The sequence below is a fragment of the Bacillus sp. AP8 genome (assembly GCF_000321185.1).
GTDB classification, from domain to species: Bacteria; Bacillota; Bacilli; order Bacillales; family DSM-1321; genus Bacillus_AD; species Bacillus_AD massilioanorexius.
The window spans coordinates 56,472-78,807 of record NZ_CAPG01000021.1 but is presented as its reverse complement, the minus strand read 5'-3'; the positions used below and the strand labels follow the sequence as shown (position 1 = coordinate 78,807).

Sequence of the window (22,336 nt, the reverse complement as noted above, 5' to 3'; positions counted from 1 at the left end):
CATTTCCCTCATCATCATTGTGGCTGTGACAAAAAACATCACTTCCCTCATCATAAATGCGATGGCTTTTTCGTCACTAATTCTTGCTGTATTCCAACATGCTTTCCGGATAAACATGGGTGCTGTATTGAACTTTTCCATCTGAGATTGGCAGGTCTAGATGGAAATCTTAATTTCGAGCTATTCCGTAAGAAAGGTTGCTGTGCTGAAATTAAGACTGAATGCGCAGGAGAAATAGAAACAACTATTGGTAGAGTTTGCAATGTGGGAACGGATTTTATAGATGTTATAAAGGATGACCATACAACTGTTACGATTTTAAAAGAAAGAATCAGTCAGATTGTATGGTCAAAGGCTTGTAGTGAGCATTCATGTTATCCACCTTGCGAAAAGAAAGAAGAGGAAAGCAAAGAGGAAGAAAGTAATGAGGAAGATAACAAAGAATAATGAGTGTTTCTTCTAATCCCGCTCTTAAGCAATAAAAAGCATAGTTTAAAAGAGAGTGTCTAATAGATTGTTATTAGCACTCTCCTCATCATAAGATTTCTACAATTTTTCACTAATAAGTTTTTCATTTCTTTGAAAAAATAAAATCGGAGGGAAAGAAGTCATGGGTGACAATCAGTCTCAAAAATTTGGTTTTTCTAGACAACAGATTCTTCCTGAAAACAAACTATATAAAGATATTTTAGGGGAATGCGTTTTGCTAGTCACAGAAAAAGACCAGCTTAATATACTAGGACAAACGTTTCGACCAATCTTTTGTGGAAAAGTAGTTGATGTAACAAATGGGTTTATTACACTATATCCAGTTAATATTAAAATGCACAATGCACCATATTTCACATTTCCTACGCCGCTTAACTTTCCAATGGAGCATATCGCTCATTTTACAATATTTGATTGTAATCAACGCTTACCACTTCAATAAATCTATTTGGAGGTGAATACTATGTCAAACGCAAGACAACGAATAGTCAAAGAGCTCGGCATTTCAAGTGAAAATATGGATATTAACGCCATTCGCCATGCTGTTGTTAGCAGGGAATTTGAGATTAATATTGGAAAAAAAGCTTTAACTCTTTTAGCGCAATATCCCTTTCTTGTCATTGGAGAAATTAAAGAAGTAACCGGTGACTATGTTTTTATTAAAGCAGAGGTTACGAATATTTCGGAACTAGATGGATCACTCTTCCGGATTCATACTGATGATATTGAGGTATTCTTCATCGAAACCAGAGGATATAAGATTCCCGAATTAAAGAAATTCGGAAAGGGTGATTAATATGATTAGACGGTATCATGTTGTTGCCATTCCTATTCGAATTGTTGTCAATAACTTTGGCGATCATGATCCGAATGGAATGATGTATGTATTAAAGGAAAACGAAAATAAGGTCAAAGAACAAGTAGCGTGTAATCCATTTACTCCCGTTGATCTTGTACAACCTCTTATTTTGAGAGCTAATGTAGGAGATGAAATTGAAGTATTGTTCGAAAACCAGCTTCCATTTGGCACATCGATGCACATTCAATTGGCAGAATATAATGTACAAACTTCTGATGGAGCATTTGTAGGTTGTAATGAAGATTCAACAGCACCACCTTGTCCTCCCGGAGGTACACAATGTTATAAATGGGAGGTTTTTGAAGAAGGGATTCATACCTTTACTGATTTAGGAAATACCTTATCTAGTGAACTTGGAAGTAATGTACATGGTTTATTCGGGGCATTGATTGTAGAGCCTAGAGGATCATGTTGGACGGACCCTGTAACAGGAAAAGACATAAATAGCGGACTTTATGCCGATATCCACAATCCTTTTCTTCCATCATTTAGAGAATACGCCTGGATTTTTCACGACGAGATGGAAATTGATGATTTAACTAGGGAAAAACCAATCGATCCTCATACGTTTCAGCCTAGCGCGACTCATGCAGTCAATTATCGTGGCGAACCGATGCGTAATCGTTCAAACTTGATTCATGAAGGAGTTGTATGCCCAGATTGCGAAGGTGAAGAAGTCCATCATGATTCTTGGGTGTTCGGAGACCCTGCAACACCCATTTTACCTGCCTATGTAGGTGATCCAGTAAAAATCCGTTTAATACACGGTGGAACGAAAGAAACGCATGTGTTTCACTATCATGTTCACCAATGGGTGTTTGAAATGAATGATCCAGATTCAATTCTTGTCGATTCTCAAGCCATATCACCACAAGCCTCATATACTGTGTCACCTTTGTATGGAGCTGGAAGCTTACAAGGAGCATTTGGTGATATTATTATCCACTGTCATTTATATCCTCATTTCCATGAAGGCATGTGGGGGATGCAGCGCATTTTCAATACTTTACAGGACGGAAGCCAATGTTATCCTAATGGCGTTCCTATCAAGCCATTACAGCCTTTACCAGATCGACCTTGTCCACCGAAGCCAACACCTGAACGCCCTGGATTTCCTAATTTTATTCCAGGAATTATTGGCTGTAAAGCTCCACGTCCACCTCTTGGTATCGTCGGGGGACGAGAATCAACAATACTTGAAGAAAATCAATTTGCACCAAATGCACGGCCAGGAGCTGTGTTTGTTAATCCATGTATCGAAGGCGTAACCCCTGAACGTGAATTTAACGTAGTAGCTATTCAACTTCCTATCATTTATAACAGGCAAGGGTGGCATGATCCTGAAGGTCGACTATACGTTTTAGCAGAAGATGAAGAAGATGTACTCGCAGGTCGAAAAGAGCCTGAACCACTCGTTCTACTTGCCAATGCTGGGGAATGTATTAGACTGAATTTCACGAATAAATTTCCAGAAACCATTGGAGGTAATGCTTTTCAACTCGTTGATCGCACATACGAAGCAGGAATGCACGTGCATTTTGTAAAGTTCGATCCACTCGTTGCTGACGGGGCTAATGTTGGCTGGAATTATGATACTGGTATCCTACCAGGGCAAACAATCCGTTATCAATGGTTTGCTGATGTCGAACTAAAAGGGACTTTCTGGCACGATCACTTATTTGCCAATTCCCATCAATTACACGGCGTGTTTTCTGGAATTAATATTCAACCGAGAGGATCCAAGTTTTTAGATAATTGTACAGGTAAAAAAATCCGCTCAGGAACACAAGCAATGATCACAAATCCACTCATCCCAGATTATCGAGAATTCACATTATTCGTACACGATTTTGCTCTTCTATTTGATAAAGATGGGTTCCCACTTAATCAACCTCCGAACCCTGGATCGCACGAAGACCCTGGTGTAATGGGAATTAATTATAAAAACGAACCAATCCAATTCCGATTATCTCAACCAGATTGTGATCCAGCGTATGTGTTTAGTTCATATGTTCATGGTGATCCTGTTACACCATTATTGGAAACCTACAACGGGGATCCTGTACGGATTCGTCTATTCCAAGGTGCGCATGAAGAATCGCATATCTTTAATTTACACCGACAACGCTGGAATACAGAACGGCGTGACTTAGATTCGCAACTTACGCAAGCACAACATATGGGCATATCAGAGCATTTCACTCTCGAATTCGCAATGGAGGGTGAAGGTGATTTTGATACACTCTATCATTACGGTAGTATAGATGATATATGGTTAGGAAACTGGGGTATTATTCGCTCTTTTGAAGAAAAAGTAGATCATTTATTACCATTGCCTGATCGTCCAAAGCCTCCAAAACGAAAGAAGCTTTTGCCATGCCCAACTGGTGAAAAACCTCCACGAGCAACAAGTCCCGGAAATCCATGTCCATGCGATGCACCTGTTCGTTGCTATCATGTCGTTGCCTTACAAACAGACATTATTTATAACAAAGATTGCGATCACGACCCATTTGGTATTGTCTTTGCATTAGCAGAAGATGTAGATGCCATCAAGTGCGGTGCTCTAAATCCTGAACCGTTAATACTTCGTGGTAATGTTGGTGAATGCATTGAAGTAACGTTGTGTAATCAACTATGCCCTGACTTTCACAATAAATTGATTCATGGTTATCCACGAGTACCTGTTGAAGCACCATTCCCTCCATCACTACAAATTTCTTTGCATGCACAGTTATTAGCGTATGATGTAAAAGGATCTGACGGTGCGAATGTTGGCTTTAATCCCGAGCAAACGATTGGACCTGGTGAAACGATAACGTATCGATGGTATGTAGATACAGATGTAGGCGCCTGTAATCTTTGGGATATGGCAGATGTCAGAAATCATCGTCATCATGGTGCATTTGGTACATTCATTGCTGAGCATAGAGGTTCTTGCTATCTCGACCCAGTCACAAGACTTCCAACTAATAAAGGAAGCCAGGTGATTATTTCTAATCCGATACTCGGTGAATTTCGTGAATTTGTCTTGCTGATGCATGATGGTGTAAGACTTCTTGATAAAGTGGATAATTTAATCATTGATCCAGAGCCAATTCTCATCTCTCCTGAAGAAGAGGGCTTAGAAGATCCTGAAGATCAAGGGTCACGTGGTTTCAACTATCGTGCTGAGCGATTTAAGAATCGTTTAAAACGTGACAAAAATCTATCTGCTATATTTAGCTCAAAAGTTCATGGTGATCCGTCAACACCAATCTTTTTGGCATATCCAGGAGATCGAACAACCATACGATTTGTATATCCAGCAGACCGTGCGAGAGCACATACTTTTGTCTTGCATGGTCATAAATGGCTAAGTAGCATTCATGACGTAAACTCCCCTGCAACTTCAGTGAAAGGTGAAAATTCAGTTGGAAGTAATGATGATTTCGAATTGTTTTATGGTGCAGGAGGACTTTACAATATACCAGGAGACTATATGTATCGCTCTGGAAATATTCGATGGGACATTGAACTTGGACTATGGGGAATCATGCGTGTTTTAGAACGACTAGATCCATGTTTAGCACCTTTGAAAAAATGTATAGATGGACAAGGAGATGAGTATTATGGATAATCCTCAAAATAATCATACCTTTCAATGTCCTGAGTGTATCACAGGTTCCCTTTCAGATGATCATTTTTGTTCACCATTTCGTTGTCCTGAAAGAATTTCTACACCGTTATTTTCATCACCTAATAGCCCACTGCCACCGGAAAAATTAGCTGAATTGAAAAAATGTATTAAAGCAGCGAATGAAATGCTTTTAACCATTGGAACTAGAAGAGACCCAGCCATGACAAGAAAATTACAACTACGTTTTTTAGCTTTACGTAATGCACTATTAAAGGTGAAAATTGATTGTCATGATACGACTCATGAAATTTTAGGGCAGCTAGAAACCGCAGGAAAAAACTTCATTCAATTAAATGTAGTTGGTTCAAGAACGTTTATCTTATTTGAGCGAATTTGTTCTGTTACTCATGATGCGGAAACGAAAGGTCACGCTCATTTGAGTGAATTAATAGAAATTGACACTTGCGTTCGTCGCGAGCTTCTTCTTAACTTTGGCCCATTTGTTTCAAGAAGACCCGATATAGCTAATCAAATTTTCGGAATCTTACTATATTTACAACTACTAAGTTTCATTGGTTGCCAAGCATTAGTCAAAAAAGATGGTGAAGAGGAACTCATTAAAGGTATATTATGCGAATCAGAAGAAGGTGCTATTCTATTAAAGTCTGATTCCAACGATTGCAAACTTGAAAGAATTAACTTTAATGAAATTTGTTATATCACTCTTAAGAAATAAAGAAAACACTCAAAGTATTAAGCTTTTAAACCACTAGCCAAGCTAGTGGTTTTCATATTGTTTGTACTCGTCACGTTTATTCATTCATTTGTAACAACCGTTTTATTTTCTTATTGCCAACTGCTCCAGAACTAAATACATTTGTATCAGACCAATAAACTTCTCTAAAAGAAACGCCATTTTTTAATTCAATCCCTATAAATATTCGTTCTCCTTCAAATTTTCCTTGTTTATATAAAGATTCATGCTTCTCAAGCTTTAATTTATACCAAGAAGCTAAAAAATCCTCCTTGGTAGTTTGCGAGAAAGCAGATAATCGCCTACCATCTTCTGTACTTTCAATATAAATATTTTTTACTAATCCCTCCAAAGGATATAGTTCTTCAACCGTTTTCGCTTTTTTATTTTCTTCAACTATGTATACCTTATTATCTGCAACTACGGTTAAATTAGTTGGATATCCTTTAAGCTCATATATTGGAGAATCTTCTTCAATAAAAGCTGCATCTCCGTTTTTCATTTTATGATTACTACAAGCACGTTCAGCCATTCTATAAGTAACTTTACCAATCTCATTACCTTTGTTAATTAAGATAGGAAGCTTTTTATCATCTGGGTCAGGAAAATGATATTGATAAACAATGTTATTTATCATAACAGTATCGACCCAATCAATTTGCGCTTCTGGTGGACAAGCTATATTATTACTCATAAAACTACAAGAGGATAATAATAACAACGCCATGATACATAGTGGAACGGATACATATTTTTTTATTTTCATAGTTTCCTCCCCCAAAAAGCTCTCATTATTTCCCAAATAATAACATGAAATTAATCATAATCGTATCATGAATACAAAATTTACTCTCTTAAATCTGTAACAAAAAAATTCAAACTATCCATAGAAGAATCATTTATCAATTTCGACAAAATCACATCAAATTGGTAAAAAATATGTTAGTCTGTTTATATATAGAAAATAGCAAATAAAGGAGGAAATTACTTGAAACGATCTATATTAACAACATTTATTATCGTATCACTATTAACTGTATCTGCTTGCAATAGTACATCTAAAAATGAAAATAATAATTCTAAACCAACACAACAAGAAAAGCCTACAGAAACAAAACCAAATGATGAAAATTCTAGCGAGGAACCTAAAAATGAAAACCCTACTTCATATTCATTCGAAGTAACAGAAAAAAAAGATTTTGAACCAACATTTCACTCTGAATGGAAAGCTTCACCAGATAATTCACTTAAAGCTACATTAGAGGGAAAAGGCGAAGGCTCTGAAGAAGGAGAAGCTGTTCTCGTCTTAAACGATAGTAAAACAAATATATCTAAATTATATAAATTAAAGGATAATCCAAATTCTCAATTTACACCTAAATATATTGAATGGATCGATAATAAACGTATATTTGTCATTATCGGCATGTCTTATGGTATGGTGACTACAGGTGGAGATTTATACGAGTTAAATCTGGAAACGAATACTCTTCAATTGACAATGAACTTGGATGATCCAAAAGAGGAAATGATGTCGATTACCAATAATAAAAACGGAACATTTACCTATAAAAAACATATTTACACAGATGATAATTTTAATGAAGGTTATGAAGAAGAAAAGACAGTTACCGAAAAAGAATTAGTAAAATCAAATTAATCAAAAAATGTTAGAGGCTGTCTCAAAAGTGATGTTCCTCCCTTTTGGGCTCCTCTATGCAAATTTAACAAGGCGATTGATAAAAATCGTTTGTCTTATATGTTCTTCCTATAAAATTAGCGGATATAGGTGTTAAGTGTAGTTCTCTCGCCCAAATGGATAATTGTCCAATATGATGAACTTCATGGGCAATGACGTGGTGCAAAATTTCATCACGAGAATAGGTTTCTTCATCCCAAAGTACTGAAACTAGTTCTTCTTTGGATGCGCTTCTGTATATGCTAAAAGATATTCCGCAATTTCCATTCGATATGTATCTGAAAGCAACTTCACTTTTTCAAGTGTATTATACTCATCAAAAGCAACTTCTAGATCGTCTTTAGATTGAATACCTCGAATCCAACTATATTCAACGTCCACTATATGAAAGAGAGTAAATAATATACTTCCCAATCCCCCATGTCGTTTTCTCATTAACTCTTCAGGGTTTAATTGCTTGCACCAATTAAACCATTCATCCCTAATCTGCCAATTATATTCAAAAAATCGTTTCACTGTTTCCACTCCATTTTCAATCTATTTTATGACAACTCTTCTTTTACAATACGGTAGTTCTTTACAACAGATTTCTGGACATATTATGGAAGATTCACTCTTACTCATCTCTATTTCCCTACAAGATTCAATAAATCCTCCTTACCTCGAACATGTTAAAACAGAAAAAAATGAAAAGAAGACGTCCCAAAAGTGATTAAACTCACTTTTGGGACGTCTTTTTCTCGTAGTGTTCTAATTTTTCACCCTTATACGCCGTTAACCAATGATAGGGTTGAAGCTCCTTCAACGATTTAAAATGCAAGGTTCCATCTTCTGTACTAATAGCTGCTTTAATATCTTCTCCCCAATACATCAAACGTTCTTGACATATACCACAAGGAGTTAATACTTTAAAAGGTGAATGTTCATCATCTCTTGCAACACATAGAGAATGAGTAATTCCTTTGTTATACTTTTGAGCTTCACAAAATGCACCTGTCTCCATACATAAAATTGCACCACCATTTGGACTTTCTAATGCTACACTAATTAGAAAATCATCATCGTCCGTATACATGATAGCAGCTCCACCCCAACCTTGTGGGAATCTTTCTTTCACAAAATCTGTAACTCTCACAAACATTTCTTTTTCGATATTCATTAGTACGTCTCCCAGAAAAATATGACATACAAGTATTATACATTGTATAGGCAATATACTCTTAGCTCTATTTTTACATTTCTTTCGGTACTTTTATCCCTAATAATCTGAGCGATTCTTTTAATACCATGGATACACAATATGCAAAGACTAGCTTTGATTGCTTCGACCCATCCTCTACTAATATTTTTGTATGAGCATAATACTTATTAAACTGTCGAGCTAACGTTAAACTATACTTCGCAATTTGTGATGGATCAGCTTGTTCAAATGATTTTTGTACAACCTTTGGAAACTCGCCTAATAACTGAACTACAGCCCATCCTTCATTACCTAAATGACCAAATTGAATTTCTTGTTCATTAAATTGACCTTTCTCAAGTAAAGACATTATTCGTGCAAACGTATATTGTACATAAGGTCCTGTCTCTCCTTCAAACTTCATCATTTGCTCTAGCGAAAATTCAATATCGTTCAGACGATCATTCTTTAAATCATTAAAAATAACTGCACCAACGCCAACCTGTTGAGCTACTTCATTTTTATTTTCAAGAGTCGGATTCTTTTCATCAATGTTTCGTCTAGCTGTTTCAATTGCCTCAGCTAAAACATCTGCAAGTAAAACTACTTTACCTTTACGTGTTGACATCTTTTTACCGTCTTTTAACATCATTCCAAATGGAACATGCATTAAGTCTTTTGACCAATCATTGCCCATTTTCCCAAGCACTTGAAAAAATTGTTTAAAATGTAACGTTTGCTCATTCCCAACTACATAGAAGGTTTTCTTCGCGTTATATTTCTTTTTACGATATATAGCTGCTGCTAAATCACGAGTCGCATATAACGTAGCTCCGTCTTTTTTTGTAATTAAGCAAGGAGGCATATTTTCAAGTTCCACTACGTATGCCCCATCTGATTCAACTAATAATCCTTTATCCTGTAATTCTTGAACGACCGGCTCCATTTTGTCATTATAATAAGCTTCACCTGAATAAGAATCAAAATGAATACCTAAAAGCTGATAAATTGCTTCAAACTCCATTAAGGATTCATCTCTAAACCACTTCCAAAGTTCGAGTGCTTCACTATTTCCTTCTTCTAGTAACTTAAATGCAGAACGAGCTTGTTCATTTAATGATTCATTATGTTCAGCTTCTTCATGGAATTTCACATAGATTTTTAGCAATTCTTGTATTGGTGATGCCTCAATTGCTCGTTTATCTCCCCATAATTTATAGGCAACTATCAATTTCCCAAACTGAGTTCCCCAATCTCCTAAATGATTTATACGAACAGCATGATAGCCATTCTTCTCAGCAATATTAGCGATTGCATTTCCAATCACTGTTGAGCGCAAGTGTCCCATCGAAAATGGTTTTGCAATATTTGGTGATGAATAATCTATCACAACATTTTCATGCTTCTTTTTCTTACTACCATATTGCCCGTCTTTTTCAATAATCGTTTGCAGAACGGAATGAGTCACAAGGTTTTGATTTAAGAAAATATTAACATAGCCTCCAATAATATTTACTCCTTCAATCCATTCACTTCTAAGAAGATTTCCTAGCTCTTCAGCAATTTGAACAGGTGCTTTTCGAATTTTTTTCGCTAATGTAAAACATGGAAAAGCAATATCTCCTAAATCAGGATTTTTAGGCTTTTCTAATAAAATTTCAACTTCATGGGCTGTTAGTTGATTTTCTAAAGCTGACGATATTAAGTGTGCAATTTGTTCATTAATTTTCATTTTCTTCTCCTCCATTATAGAATCGGACCTTTGTCATTCTGTCCAGATACAGTTAACTAGCCCCTAATTGTCTTGAAAATAAAGGCTGTTTTCTAAAAGGCTATTTTTTTATGTTCAGTGAATAAGAAGAGCATAATAAAGCATTGGAGCGGGAGCAGATGGACAAATGAAACCCCACACCCTTTATTCGCTGAGGAGACTCATCGCCCACCATTCTGGACCGGAATTCACCCCAACCAATATTGACGAATTGTTCATAGGTCAACAATGTCCACGAAAACAGCCAAAATAAAAAAGCTCTCATCTCTAAATCAGAGACGAGAGCTTTTTTTCCCGTGGTACCACTCTAGTTGCCACATATTGTGACCGCTTTCTATTATTAACGAGGTGTCTCCCCGATGTTCTCTACTGTTCGTTCAAGAAATTTCTCCAAAGTGCGTTTCATCCATCTGTCCTGCATTAGGCTCTCACCACCCCTAACTCGCTTTCCATTTCATAATGGACTACTCTCTTTTTCATTGAATTTTACTGTATTTATTTTTAGCCATATTACTTGATAAAGAAAACAATGTCAATATATTATCGAAAAACTGAGCAACTACATCCTATAAAATATATAATATAATAATAAAATCTTTAATTGGAGAGGTATTATGGAGCTTCTGTACGAAACCAAACACCTATAATTAAAAATTTTGAATGAGAAACATTCAGAATAAGTTGTAGAATATTATCTAAGAAATAAATCTCTAATAGAAAGATAAGAGCCTATCAAAAATGATGATTATTATACAAGAGACTAAAACTAGGATTCTACAATGAGGGCTTAGCCCATACTATCTAAATATTTACGGGAAATAGGAAGATCACATACATATAGTTTTACTAAAATGAGAAAATGTAAATATTTTAATAATCTAATAAGAAAAAAGAAAAAGGGGATGATAGTTTGAGAATCGTTGTGGATCATTTAAACAAACCCTAAAGTTCTTCAATTAGTGAATGAACATCTTCATGGGATGGCGATGCATTCTCCAAAAGAGAGCATACACGCTTTAAATATTGAAAAATTGTCGAACTCAGACATCACATTTTGGAGTGCATGGGAGCATAACGAGCTAGTCGGTTGTGGAGCTTTAAAAGAATTGAATTCTGTTCATGGTGAAATTAAATCTATGCGGACATCATCAATGCATTTAAGAAAAGGTGTAGCTAAACGAATCCTTGAACACATTCTTAATGAAGCCTTTCTTCGTGGCTATACTAGAATTAGTCTGGAAACAGGTTCCATGGAAGCCTTTGAACCAGCTAGAAAACTTTATGAAAGTTTTGGTTTTACGCATTGTAAACCATTTTCAAATTATTCAGAGGACCCTAACAGTATATTCATGACAAAACAAATATAATCTGCCTATATAAATTTCTCCTTCTATACAACTCTTCCTATACTACTTATAATGAAGAAAATTGGAAATTTTAGGTGAGAGAAATGACAAAAAAAGTTCTAGCCTCGCTTCTATCTCTGATGATATTATTCGTATTTATATTAATGGAAAAGCCAAGCTCAAAAATGAATCCCAAAAGAAAAGAAACGTCTAATTATAAGATTGTAAATTCTCTCGGACAAACAGATTACATCATTATGAAAAATCTTAATCAATTAGAAAAATACTCCACACTAATAGTTAAGGTTCAATTCACAGGAAAAAGAAACACAATTGATCAGAATGGCGTTAGAGCTTCTAAATCACTCGTTCAGATAAAAAAAATTTATAAAGGGAAAGCGAATCGTCGTTCTTTTATTTCAGTGTATGAACCGAGTTATTTTTTTAATAAAACATTCTATAGTCTAGAAGGATATAATGTGATGAACGACAAAGATCATTACTTATTATTTCTTAGACCACTTGATGAAGATAAAACATACGTTATTGTTGGAATGTATCAAGGAAAGTATAACCTAGATTCAAGTAATTCTGTAAAGAAACTAAAAACAGCTACTAAATATAAAGACATTGAAAGTATAGAATATTTCGGAGACAAAATAGAGCTATACCATCAAATGAGAAAAGAGGTCAAGAAAAAATATTTAAAAACAATATTAACCACATGAAGATTTATATAACCTTTATGTGGTTATTTTTCAATCCAAATTCAAGAAAGAATTGGATTAGCTGACTACAGGTATTTGCTTTCCATTTGCCCAATCTTTTATAAAAGATTCTTGGCGTGGATTTAAATTCACTGGCAATTCGTGTCTATTAAAAAATAGATGTTCTTTACTTTCTATACCTTGTTGTATCAGTTCCCCTACAAATTTACTTGCTTTAAAAATGATTTGGACACTAAATACTTTATCTTTATTAGGATATTCTACAAAGCATTTCTCACCTGAATATATTCCAAACAGTTCCAAATCCTCTACCACTAATCCTGTTTCCTCCTTCGTTTCTCTCTTTGCCGTTTGCTCGAAGGTTTCTCCAATCTCCATAACACCTCCTGGAATACACCAATTATCTTCATCGACTCTCCGTTGCAAAAGTATTTTTTCATTGTTTTCTATAATGATGCCACAGCCAACTGTAATAATGGTTTTTTCTCCTATTAGCTCTCTCATTTCTTTAATGTAATTCACGTGTATCTTGGCCTCCGCATAGATCAATTAGCAAACTATAATTAGGTTTTCCTGATATAAAAGTTTACTAAACATTCTATTCTCTTCATTACTTGATAATCCTTTTTGTATGATAAATCATCACTCATGTTTTTAGACATACATTTGCCATTACTTGTTACATGAGTTCAGCTGACATAAATAAAATTAGTCACTCACTCGGTCATGAGAAAATTGAAACGCCAAAGATCTATTTGCAGAAGCATACGGAGGGAGAGTAACATGGCATTCACACATGTGGGAATTTCAAAACTATTCACCGCTTGTATTTATTTAGATTAATTATTTCTTATTAACCACTACTAAAGTTATTTCTTCCTCTTTATTATCCCAATTAATAGAAACCGGAATTTTTAATCTAGTGGATATTTCTCCGCAATTTGAGCACGTTTGAGAAATAGAATCATTTTGATGTTCAAGGTCACCCTCTCCGTCATCAGAAAATATTGGACCATTTTCAATATTATAAGTAAATGTTATAGGTTTATCTTTTTCCTTTCCAATAAATTCGATATCATAATTTACACTTGGTTCAAGTGATTGTGGATTATCTATTTGAGCCACTACCTTCCAATACTCATTTTTCCCTTCTAACAATAATTGGGTAACAATTTTATCATTAAAACACGCTGAAAGAACAGTTACTAACATTAATGACATCAATACTACCTTTATTTTCATTTCACACCTCTTCCTTTAAATACCATTTAGTTTAAAAATATTAATTAGATACTTATTCGAAAATACCTTTATTTATCATGTATATGTCAAAGCTTAAAGGCATGATTCTCGTTTATAATCGAGTACATGCCTTATAGTCCATTAATTGAAGTCTTTATGTAATTTTTACGGAGTGTTCATTTTTATAATTATATAATTGAAACTTTGATAGATTAAGTTCTGTAATGTTAATTTTTGACTCTTTCTAAAAGTAAGGATTCGTCAGTAATTTCCTCAGTTTCAAACAATCACAATAAAAGAAGCTGGACCTCTTGACAAAAAGCCGTCTAGACGGTATTATCACTTCAAAAAAAGACCGTCTAGACGGTTTTAAAGGAATTGAGATAATATGGAATCAAAGGCAATGATGAAAAGAAATCTAATCTTACAATCAGCTAAAGAATTCGTACTGCAAAACTCTTTTAATGATCTAACTCTCGATGCGGTTGCAAAAAAAGCTGGAATTAGTAAAGGTGGGCTATTATATCACTTCCCCAATAAAGAAGCATTACTCGTTGGATTAACAAACTATATCTTTGAAGAATTTGCACATTCATTTAATGATAAAGCTCAAAATGACCCCGTTGAACAAGGAAAATGGTGTCGTGCTTTAATAGAAACTACTAATGAGGATTTAGAAAAAAATGCTGAATTAAATGTAGGAATTATAGCTGCTTCCATGCTACAACCAGAATTAATCAGCAATATGTCTACAAGCTATCAAAATATACAAACTAAAGTGGAACAAGACCTGATTGATCCTATAACTGCAACTATTATACGCTTAGCCATTGATGGCCTCTATTATTCAGAGTTATTTAATATTGCTCCTCTAGATGAACAAATGCGGATAAAAGTAATCCAAAGATTAATACATATGACGAAATAGGAGGCATTCATCATGAATCCATATGTAATTTTGGCAATTGCCATCGTAAGTGAAGTATTCGGAAGCTCTATGTTAAAGCTATCCAACGGATTTAAAAGACTCTTTCCATCAATTGGCGTAATACTTGGAATGAGCATCGCTTTTTATTGCTTATCACAAGCATTGAAAACAATTCCGCTCGGGACAGCTTATGCTATATGGTCTGGAATTGGGACAGCCTTGACCGCCTTAGTCGGTGTTATCGTTTATAAAGAAGTAATCAATTTCAAAAAATGTTTAGGTTTAGCCCTAATCATTGGTGGAGTTGTGGTATTAAAGTTATCAACTGGTGGAGCTCATTAACCGGAAGAGAATCGGAGGTCATAATCATGAAAGGTTATATGTATTTAGCCATTTCTATTATAAGTGAAGTATTCGGCACAACAATGCTTAAATTATCAGAAGGTTTTACCTATCTATTACCCTCTTTGGGAGTAGTAGCTGGCTTTTTCATCGCATTTTTTTGTTTATCACTATGTCTAAAAACTGTTCCGTTGAGCCTAGCCTATGCCATTTGGGCAGGAATAGGAACAGCATTAACCGCATTAATTGGTGTACTTATATGGAATGAACCCTTTAGCTTTGCAACATTAAGTGGCTTACTATTCATTATCGGTGGTGTCGCATTGTTAAACGCTTCAACCACTTCAGATGCCGTTAAAAACGTCGCAAACTAATCGATATTTTTTCTTAGGGTGAATAACACAAAATTGGCTTGGCTGTATCCAAGCCTTTTTCTGTTACTAAAGGTACTATTCTCACAATAATTGCTATTGAAGTACAGCACCTTTATGACCATGTCCTATTTTACAGGGGGTTCTTTCTTATAGTCTTATATTAAGGTACGTTTTTTCTCATTAGCTCTGCAATTTTTTGGTTATCTTGGTCTGATGTCTTTTCTAGCTTTCGAGTTACCAATTGTTGGCGTTTTTTTGAATGATTTTGACTTAATTTCGCCTTTGCTTCTATTTTTGTAATATTAATTTTAAAACCCACAATACCTTTCATCATCCCATGCATAAATCTCTCGTCTAAATCATTCATATCATAAAAGCTATCCGGGCTTTCATATTTTTCTATCATATTCTGAAATGATTGAAAGATCATTTCTTGATCTTCAATAATCTCCATTTTTCCGTATACATGAACAGATACATAGTTCCAAGTTGGTACAGCTTGCATTGTTTCATACCAAGAAGGTGAAATATAACAATGAGGGCAATGAAAAACAGCTAAAATATTTTGCCTACAAGCATCCTTCCATTGTTCATTAGCGCGTGCAAAATGTCCGTATAGTACATGATAATCCTCATCCAATAACAACGGAAGATGAGTAGCATAAGGTTCACCATTATGTTGTGTAAATAATGTTGCAAAGCTATTCTCTTTTATCACATCATATATGAATTCTTTATCTTCAACTTTAAAATGCTTTGGTATATACAATTGGCATCCTCACCCTTTATAGTGTTTTAAGATCTGATTGCTTTTAATCCTATTTCAACGTTATAAGAAATCCGTTCAAACTATCCATAATATTTAATAATAAATGAAAAATCCCACAATACATAGTGTATAGTTGGAGTAATATGCGAAGATAAATTTTTAATGCGTAATTGTATAAAGGAAAGTAAAAATTAGGCAAGAAACAAGGGATGATTACAAAATAACCGAAAATATTATTAAAGCAGCTATTACTAATTATACAAAGAGACGTCAAAAAAGGATTTTAAATTCCTTTTTTGACGCCTCTACGCTTCATATATTGAATCACATATGAAATAAATATCCAATTCAACTAATCCTATAGTATGGCTAATGAGTTATTACATAAAATCCTTTAATGTTTTACTTCTACTAGGATGTCTTAATTTCCTAAGGGCTTTTGCTTCGATTTGACGAATTCGTTCACGAGTAACACCAAATACCTTTCCGACTTCTTCAAGCGTTCTAGTTCTACCATCATCTAATCCAAAACGTAGACGAAGAACATTTTCTTCACGATCTGTTAAAGTATCTAGCACATTTTCTAATTGTTCCTTTAGCATTTCGTATGCTGCGTGTTCAGATGGAGAGGTAGCATCTTGATCTTCTATAAAATCACCTAAATTAGAATCCTCCTCTTCACCAATTGGAGTCTCTAAAGACACTGGTTCTTGTGCAACTTTTTGGACTTCTCGCACTTTTTCTGGTGACAGATCCATTTCTTCTCCTATTTCCTCTGGAGAAGGCTCCCTACCTAAATCCTGATGCAGCTGACGCTGTACACGAATTAATTTATTGATTGTTTCAATCATATGGACTGGGATACGAATCGTTCTCGCTTGATCCGCTATCGAACGAGTAATCGCTTGTCTGATCCACCAAGTAGCATAGGTACTAAATTTAAATCCTTTTCGATAATCGAACTTTTCAGCAGCTTTAATTAATCCCATGTTTCCTTCTTGTATCAAATCAAGAATTGTCATACCGCGTCCCACATAACGCTTCGCAATACTAACAACAAGACGAAGGTTGGCTTCCACTAAATGCTGTTTAGCTTCTAAATCCCCTTCTTCGATCCGCTGAGCTAATTCAATTTCTTTTTCACCAGAAATCAATTCTACATGACCAATTTCCTTATAATACATTCGGACTAAATCCTGTGTATTAACATTTAATTCATGTAAATCTATTTCTTCTTTAACATGTAGTTGTTCATCATCAACATCATCTTCATTCATATCGTCCTTAAAATCAACACCTTGATTACTAATATACTGAACGATATCATCCATTTCTTCTGCATCCAAATCGAAAGCATCAAGCTTTTGACTAACTTCTTCAAAAGTGAGACCTTTATTTTTTTTGCCAAGTTCAATTAATTCTAAAAGCACTTGATTTATTTTTGAATCTAATTCTGAGTTCGTATCCTTAGACTGAATAGATATATTAGCCATTTATAATCCTCCCTTTCAAACCACTATTGATGTTTATGCAATCATTCTTTTTAAAATCCTCTCTACATGGTTAGAAAGTTTATTTTTAATGAGAAGCTTCTTTTAAAAGACTTCTTAAATTCATCTCATACCCATATGATAAAAACTCTTCTTTCGTCATATGAAGCGAGCTAGATAAATATGATCCTTTTGTTGTAACAAGCTTAAATAAAGAATTTAAATTTGAGGATAAAATATATACCGTAGGCATGATATCAACCGATTCGTCCAACACGCCTTCCTCTTTTCCTTCCTTTATCCATAAAGCTAGAATATCATTTATCTTTTTACCTAATTCCAATATACGCTCAACTGCGGGTGTCAGCTTTATGTTCGTACTATTCTGGAATTGTTCAACAGATTGAGCTGATATTGAGCAATGCTCATAATAAAATAACATACACTCACAAATCTTCTCATATCGGCTAATAAACGATGTATTTGACTTAACGGCTTGTTCAATATGTAGAAGATGTTGTTCCAAACCTTCTATAATTAGATAATATAAAATCTCTTCCTTGTTCTCGAAATACTTATAAACCGTTCTTCGGCTATAACCAGCCTTTGAACAAATATCATTTATCGATGTAGCATTGAAACCCCTATCTAAAAATAAATTTTTTGCCTCCTCTGCAATGTTTTTCTGATGTAAGGCAATAATATTATCTTTCATGATATGTATACCCCAATTCTACAAAGTATACTCAAAGTATACTTTGTAAATGTGATTTTTTCAATAATTCTTAACTACATCTTGTTATACCCCTTTTTACTCATCGTTAACAGCAAAGAAAGCTGACAATATAGTTGATTTGATTTTCATCCATTCAAACCAATGAATGACATGTCATATGACTAGACACTGTTCATCTTATAAAATTATATACTTTTATCCTTTATAACTGTTAAATAACTGCTCTATTTTATATAACATTCTTACTACAACTATGTAATGATTTCTATAAATCTCTATGAAATTCCTTCTTACACTACTATTTCTTAAGAGGAAAACACTACCAAATGGTTTAAACAAAGAAAATATTCATTTTCTTCTAAACCTCTACTCCTTTTGGTATATTTAAATTATACGAACAGTAGTAGGATTATCCAATGAAGATTGTAAACATAGAACTTATCCAAATTGATTGGTCTGGTCCATATCAACTAGAAGATCTCAACTCTTTACAAAATGAAGTAACTGATTACTGAATAGACACCCTTTATTGGAATCGTTTAATATATGGAAAAAATGGATTATTGTATATAGGAAAAGGAATTAGACAAACGCCAGGAAAAAAATCCCTCAATAAATATGGAAATACACAAACGACTCGAATAATCATAAAATATACGTGGGCCGATTACATAGAACCCCTACTCCAAGTGATGATTTAGACTTACAAAAAATGCACATGTTATATTGGTGAGACCCTAGATCACTACTCCGAGAGGTTTCAGCTGCTAGATGGACATCAAAGCTAGATGATACTATTTACGTATCTATAAAAATGGATTTTCATTTAAGAAATCAAGATGGATACGTACTTTACTCATGTCTTTTAGGATATGTTTGTAGATATTCACTTAACAACGCTGATTGTGTATAATTTAAAAAACGAACTATCCTGTAACCTGACAGGAAATGGAGGAGAAAAATGTTTATTATCCGATTTTTAATTAGCGGTCTTGCGTTATTAGGAATTGATTATTTGCTTACAGGTATTCACATCGATAACTATGTAACAGCTTTAATCGCTATTTTTATTATTGGTGTCCTGAATATATTTGTGAAACCAATTTTGCATATACTCTCATTACCAATCACCTTATTAACGTTTGGATTATTTTCTTTTATTATCAATGCGCTTATTTTCTTTCTTGCTTCTCAATTCATCAGTGGCTTCACAGTATCATCATTTTGGGGAGCACTAATAGGAAGTATCCTTCTCAGTCTAGTGCAAAGTGCACTTCGAGAAAAAGATTAATTCCTACTTATAATTCAAAAGAGGCGTTCAAAAAGGGCTTTATCACCCCTTTTTGAGCGCCTCTACTCTTTATATAGCTCGTTTTACTTGTTAAAAGTTAATTTTTTACCGTTAGTAAAAATCTAGACTTTCTAGGACGTTTTGTAATTCTAGGAAGTTTACGTGGTTTTTGTATAAATATAGGTACTGTTTGGATTAATTGGTTCTGATAATCTACTTCATACTCTTCTTCTTCATCTACTTCATAGTAAGAGCCTCTCAGTGCTTCTTCCATAAAATAAGATTGAGCGTCAACTGATTTATAGCCATTATCTGTACGTCTCTTATACTGCTTATCTTCTTGAAGTTCTCTCGCTTTGACATTATCGTGTAATTGAACATCTAATACATCATAAATGCGACGTTTAATATCTGGATCATAAATTGGGCAAGCAATTTCTACCCTTTTCTCCATGTTTCTAGTCATAATATCAGCAGAACTTATATATAGCTCCATACTATTTCCTTCGCCAAAGCAATAAACACGAGCATGTTCTAGGAAGCGACCTAAAATACTTATAACTTCAATATTTTCGGTTTTTCCTTTTATTTTTGGCGTTAAACAACAAATGCCACGAACAATCAAGCTGATTTTTACTCCTGCACACGAAGCCTCTGAAAGCTTATTAATTAAATCACGGTCAGTAAGAGAATTCATTTTCATAATGATTCTGCCGCTGTAATTCGCTTGAGCTTTAACAATCTCTTCATCAATCTTTTGCATAATACCAGATTTTAAGCTTGTTGGTGCTACAAGCAAATGTGCATATTGACCATCTAAATTAGAAAGAGACATATTTTTAAAGAAAGTAGCTGCATCATTTCCAATTCGTTTACTTGCTGTTATAAAAGAAAAGTCTGTATACATTTTGGCACTTTTTTCACTATAGTTACCTGTTCCAATCTGCGTTACATATTGAATAACATTATTTTGTATATAAGTAATTAAGCAAATTTTCGAATGAACTTTAAATCCTTCAAATCCATAAATAATCGTACAACCAGCTGCTTCTAGTCTCTCTGCCCACTCAATATTATTTTCTTCATCAAATCGTGCGCGTAATTCAACTAGAACCGTTACTTCCTTATTATTTTCAGCCGCTTCAATTAAGTATTCTACTAGTTTAGAATTCTTTGATAATCGGTATATGGTAATTTTAATAGAAATGACATTTGGATCATATGCCGCTTCCTTTACTAATCTCAAAAATGGTTCCATCTGTTCATATGGATAATGCATCAATAAATCTTTTTTACGTACTTGAATTATCATACTTTCATTTTTAGAAACACAAGCTGGCGGTTGTGGTTCAAATACAGGATAAGATAACTCACGTTCTTGCGAAACCGAAAATTTATCTTGCAGTGAGAATACATAAGACATACATAATGGTGCTTTACTTTTGTATACTTGTTCTTTTTTAATATTTAATCTATCACATAAATATTCGATCAATTTTGGATTCGCATCATTTTGAATTTCTAATCTAACTGGTGCTAGGCGCTTGCGTTTTTTTAATATTTTCTTCATGTGATGGCGATAATCATCATCATCTGCAAATACTTCATCCTCAGGACTTATGTCTGCGTTTCTTGTTACTGCAATGACTACCTTGTCCATAATTTCATAAGTATCAAACACTTTGTTCACATATTCTAAAATAATTTGTTCAAGTAAAATATAACGAACATTATTACCTGGTAAGAAAATCATTTTTGGAAGTGTACTTGGTAAAGGTATAATCCCAAAAGAAGTTTGTTCTTGGTTCCTCATCATTAAAAAGATGTTTAACGACTTATTTAATAAATGTGGAAAAGGATGATGCATATCCACGATTTGTGGTGAAAGAACTGGTAATACATATGTAGAAAAGTACTGCTCAATGAAATTACGATCTTTGATTTCTAAGTCTTTCATATTCATATGATAAATATCATGCGCTTTCATTTGCTTCGTAATATCTGCAAAAACCTTATCTCTATATTTATATTGTGGTGCAACTTCTTTAAAAATGGCTTTTAACTGCTCGTTAATCGTTAAGCCACTTTTTTTATCAATACGATTTCCTTTTAGGAGAGATAAATCGGTTAAACTACCTACTCGAATCATAAAAAACTCATCTAAATTGCTTTCAAAAATAGAGACGAACTTCAATCTCTCATACAATGGATTTCTGAGATCACTGGCTTCCTCTAGTACTCGATTATTAAACTTTAACCACGATAGTTCTCTATTTTCTGTATAACTGAAGTCGTATTTACTTTTTACTTTTGCCATCTAAAGTCCTTCTTTCAATCGATGTATTTACTATCATTTTTAAAATAAATTATACTTTCTGTAATGTAATAATAATTCTATATTACAACTGTAATATAATAATAACCTTATGTTAGATAACAATTATGGTAATTTTTCGAAAGATTTATGAATTCTAACTTTAATGATATAAAGATTGGATGACTAGTACTATATACCCCGTTTTCTTCTCCATACACTTATTTTAATAAAATAGGATAGGAGAACAAAAACTCTAACAAATGACGTCAAGAATACGTATTCTCTAAAGGTTTAGCCAGACTTCAAAGAAGAGAGCCGCTGGTATTATATAAGAAGGGATGTCCTAAAGCTACAGCTTTGTTGGACACCCCCTTGATAAATTATATAGAAATTAGTAAAGCA

22 protein-coding genes, 1 pseudogene and 1 other annotated feature are annotated in these 22,336 nt (G+C 34.1%); of the genes and pseudogenes, 13 read left to right on the top strand and 10 right to left on the bottom strand.

Going from position 1 to position 22,336, the window contains the following annotated elements; all coding sequences use genetic code 11:
• The 5 genes from BN349_RS23295 to BN349_RS04105 form a co-directional block, all read left to right on the top strand.
• The coding region (locus tag BN349_RS23295; protein ID WP_026089154.1) for a hypothetical protein at window positions 1-447 on the top strand (447 nt) is incomplete at its 5' end.
• A gap of 163 nt (window positions 448-610) precedes the next feature.
• Complete coding sequence (locus BN349_RS04120; protein ID WP_019241012.1) at window positions 611-931, top strand: hypothetical protein; 321 nt, start codon at window positions 611-613, stop codon at window positions 929-931.
• A 21-nt stretch (window positions 932-952) separates the two neighbouring features.
• Window positions 953-1,285 (top strand): hypothetical protein, encoded by a 333-nt coding sequence (locus BN349_RS04115; RefSeq protein WP_019241011.1) that lies wholly within the window; start codon window positions 953-955, stop codon window positions 1,283-1,285.
• Window position 1,286: 1 nt separating this feature from the next.
• Window positions 1,287-4,967: a multicopper oxidase domain-containing protein gene (locus tag BN349_RS04110; RefSeq protein WP_019241010.1), complete on the top strand. Its 3,681-nt coding sequence runs from the start codon at window positions 1,287-1,289 to the stop codon at window positions 4,965-4,967.
• Window positions 4,960-5,703, top strand: a complete 744-nt coding sequence (locus BN349_RS04105) for a hypothetical protein (RefSeq protein WP_019241009.1) — start codon at window positions 4,960-4,962, stop codon at window positions 5,701-5,703. The genes BN349_RS04110 and BN349_RS04105 overlap by 8 nt, the downstream gene beginning before the upstream one ends.
• A 76-nt stretch (window positions 5,704-5,779) precedes the next feature.
• Here BN349_RS04105 and BN349_RS04100 read toward each other — a convergent pair whose 3' ends face one another.
• Window positions 5,780-6,487, bottom strand: a complete 708-nt coding sequence (locus tag BN349_RS04100; RefSeq protein ID WP_019241008.1) for a hypothetical protein — start codon at window positions 6,485-6,487, stop codon at window positions 5,780-5,782.
• Window positions 6,488-6,709: 222 nt separating this feature from the next.
• On the opposite strand from BN349_RS04100, the gene BN349_RS04095 reads away from it, so the two are divergent.
• Window positions 6,710-7,381: a DUF4652 domain-containing protein gene (locus BN349_RS04095; protein WP_019241007.1), complete on the top strand. Its 672-nt coding sequence runs from the start codon at window positions 6,710-6,712 to the stop codon at window positions 7,379-7,381.
• 64 nt (window positions 7,382-7,445) lie between these two features.
• Here BN349_RS04095 and BN349_RS23290 read toward each other — a convergent pair.
• From BN349_RS23290 to argS, 3 genes and pseudogenes are all read right to left on the bottom strand, one after another.
• Window positions 7,446-7,936, bottom strand: a pseudogene (locus BN349_RS23290) (DinB family protein).
• A 202-nt stretch (window positions 7,937-8,138) separates the two neighbouring features.
• Window positions 8,139-8,579 carry a cytidine deaminase gene (locus tag BN349_RS23285; protein ID WP_019241005.1) on the bottom strand — a complete coding sequence of 147 codons (441 nt, stop codon included), beginning with the start codon at window positions 8,577-8,579 and terminating at the stop codon, window positions 8,139-8,141.
• Window positions 8,580-8,652: 73 nt separating this feature from the next.
• On the bottom strand, window positions 8,653-10,332 hold the full coding sequence (gene argS, locus BN349_RS04080; protein WP_019241004.1) for an arginine--tRNA ligase: 1,680 nt from the start codon (window positions 10,330-10,332) through the stop codon (window positions 8,653-8,655).
• A gap of 310 nt (window positions 10,333-10,642) precedes the next feature.
• Window positions 10,643-10,860: a binding site (T-box leader), on the bottom strand.
• A gap of 497 nt (window positions 10,861-11,357) precedes the next feature.
• Between argS and BN349_RS04075 the strand changes: the two genes are divergently transcribed.
• Together BN349_RS04075 and BN349_RS23280 are read left to right on the top strand one after the other, a co-directional pair.
• Window positions 11,358-11,738 (top strand): GNAT family N-acetyltransferase, encoded by a 381-nt coding sequence (locus tag BN349_RS04075; RefSeq protein ID WP_019241003.1) that lies wholly within the window; start codon window positions 11,358-11,360, stop codon window positions 11,736-11,738.
• Window positions 11,739-11,821: 83 nt separating this feature from the next.
• Window positions 11,822-12,445: a hypothetical protein gene (locus BN349_RS23280; protein WP_019241002.1), complete on the top strand. Its 624-nt coding sequence runs from the start codon at window positions 11,822-11,824 to the stop codon at window positions 12,443-12,445.
• A 57-nt stretch (window positions 12,446-12,502) separates the two neighbouring features.
• Here the strand turns inward: BN349_RS23280 and BN349_RS04065 are convergent, their stop codons facing one another.
• Complete coding sequence (locus BN349_RS04065; RefSeq protein ID WP_019241001.1) at window positions 12,503-12,967, bottom strand: NUDIX hydrolase; 465 nt, start codon at window positions 12,965-12,967, stop codon at window positions 12,503-12,505.
• A gap of 116 nt (window positions 12,968-13,083) precedes the next feature.
• On the opposite strand from BN349_RS04065, the gene BN349_RS26585 reads away from it, so the two are divergent.
• Window positions 13,084-13,227, top strand: coding sequence for a tyrosine-type recombinase/integrase (locus BN349_RS26585; protein ID WP_332306673.1), 144 nt, complete (start codon window positions 13,084-13,086; stop codon window positions 13,225-13,227).
• A 61-nt stretch (window positions 13,228-13,288) separates the two neighbouring features.
• Here the strand turns inward: BN349_RS26585 and BN349_RS04060 are convergent, their stop codons facing one another.
• The gene (locus BN349_RS04060; RefSeq protein WP_019241000.1) at window positions 13,289-13,687 is read right to left on the bottom strand and encodes a hypothetical protein; all 399 of its coding nucleotides are present in this window, start codon (window positions 13,685-13,687) and stop codon (window positions 13,289-13,291) included.
• A 388-nt stretch (window positions 13,688-14,075) separates the two neighbouring features.
• On the opposite strand from BN349_RS04060, the gene BN349_RS04055 reads away from it, so the two are divergent.
• Genes BN349_RS04055 through BN349_RS04045 form a run of 3 tightly spaced genes read left to right on the top strand, consistent with a single transcriptional unit; the run spans window position 14,076 to window position 15,331 of the window.
• The gene (locus tag BN349_RS04055) at window positions 14,076-14,615 is read left to right on the top strand and encodes a TetR/AcrR family transcriptional regulator (RefSeq protein WP_019240999.1); all 540 of its coding nucleotides are present in this window, start codon (window positions 14,076-14,078) and stop codon (window positions 14,613-14,615) included.
• Between the two features lie 12 nt (window positions 14,616-14,627).
• Window positions 14,628-14,957, top strand: a complete 330-nt coding sequence (locus BN349_RS04050; RefSeq protein ID WP_019240998.1) for a DMT family transporter — start codon at window positions 14,628-14,630, stop codon at window positions 14,955-14,957.
• A gap of 26 nt (window positions 14,958-14,983) precedes the next feature.
• The gene (locus tag BN349_RS04045) at window positions 14,984-15,331 is read left to right on the top strand and encodes a DMT family transporter (protein ID WP_019240997.1); all 348 of its coding nucleotides are present in this window, start codon (window positions 14,984-14,986) and stop codon (window positions 15,329-15,331) included.
• A gap of 160 nt (window positions 15,332-15,491) precedes the next feature.
• Here the strand turns inward: BN349_RS04045 and BN349_RS04040 are convergent, their stop codons facing one another.
• The 3 genes from BN349_RS04040 to BN349_RS04030 form a co-directional block, all read right to left on the bottom strand.
• A complete protein-coding gene (locus BN349_RS04040; protein ID WP_019240996.1) occupies window positions 15,492-16,100 on the bottom strand; it encodes an FMN-binding negative transcriptional regulator in 609 nt (202 codons plus the stop codon).
• 380 nt (window positions 16,101-16,480) lie between these two features.
• A complete protein-coding gene (rpoD, locus tag BN349_RS04035) occupies window positions 16,481-17,593 on the bottom strand; it encodes an RNA polymerase sigma factor RpoD (RefSeq protein ID WP_019240995.1) in 1,113 nt (370 codons plus the stop codon).
• 85 nt (window positions 17,594-17,678) lie between these two features.
• Complete coding sequence (locus tag BN349_RS04030) at window positions 17,679-18,305, bottom strand: TetR/AcrR family transcriptional regulator (RefSeq protein WP_019240994.1); 627 nt, start codon at window positions 18,303-18,305, stop codon at window positions 17,679-17,681.
• A 982-nt stretch (window positions 18,306-19,287) separates the two neighbouring features.
• Between BN349_RS04030 and BN349_RS04020 the strand changes: the two genes are divergently transcribed.
• On the top strand, window positions 19,288-19,617 hold the full coding sequence (locus BN349_RS04020; protein ID WP_019240992.1) for a phage holin family protein: 330 nt from the start codon (window positions 19,288-19,290) through the stop codon (window positions 19,615-19,617).
• A 97-nt stretch (window positions 19,618-19,714) separates the two neighbouring features.
• Here the strand turns inward: BN349_RS04020 and ppk1 are convergent, their stop codons facing one another.
• The gene (ppk1, locus tag BN349_RS04015; RefSeq protein ID WP_019240991.1) at window positions 19,715-21,934 is read right to left on the bottom strand and encodes a polyphosphate kinase 1; all 2,220 of its coding nucleotides are present in this window, start codon (window positions 21,932-21,934) and stop codon (window positions 19,715-19,717) included.
• Window positions 21,935-22,336 lie beyond the last annotated feature (402 nt).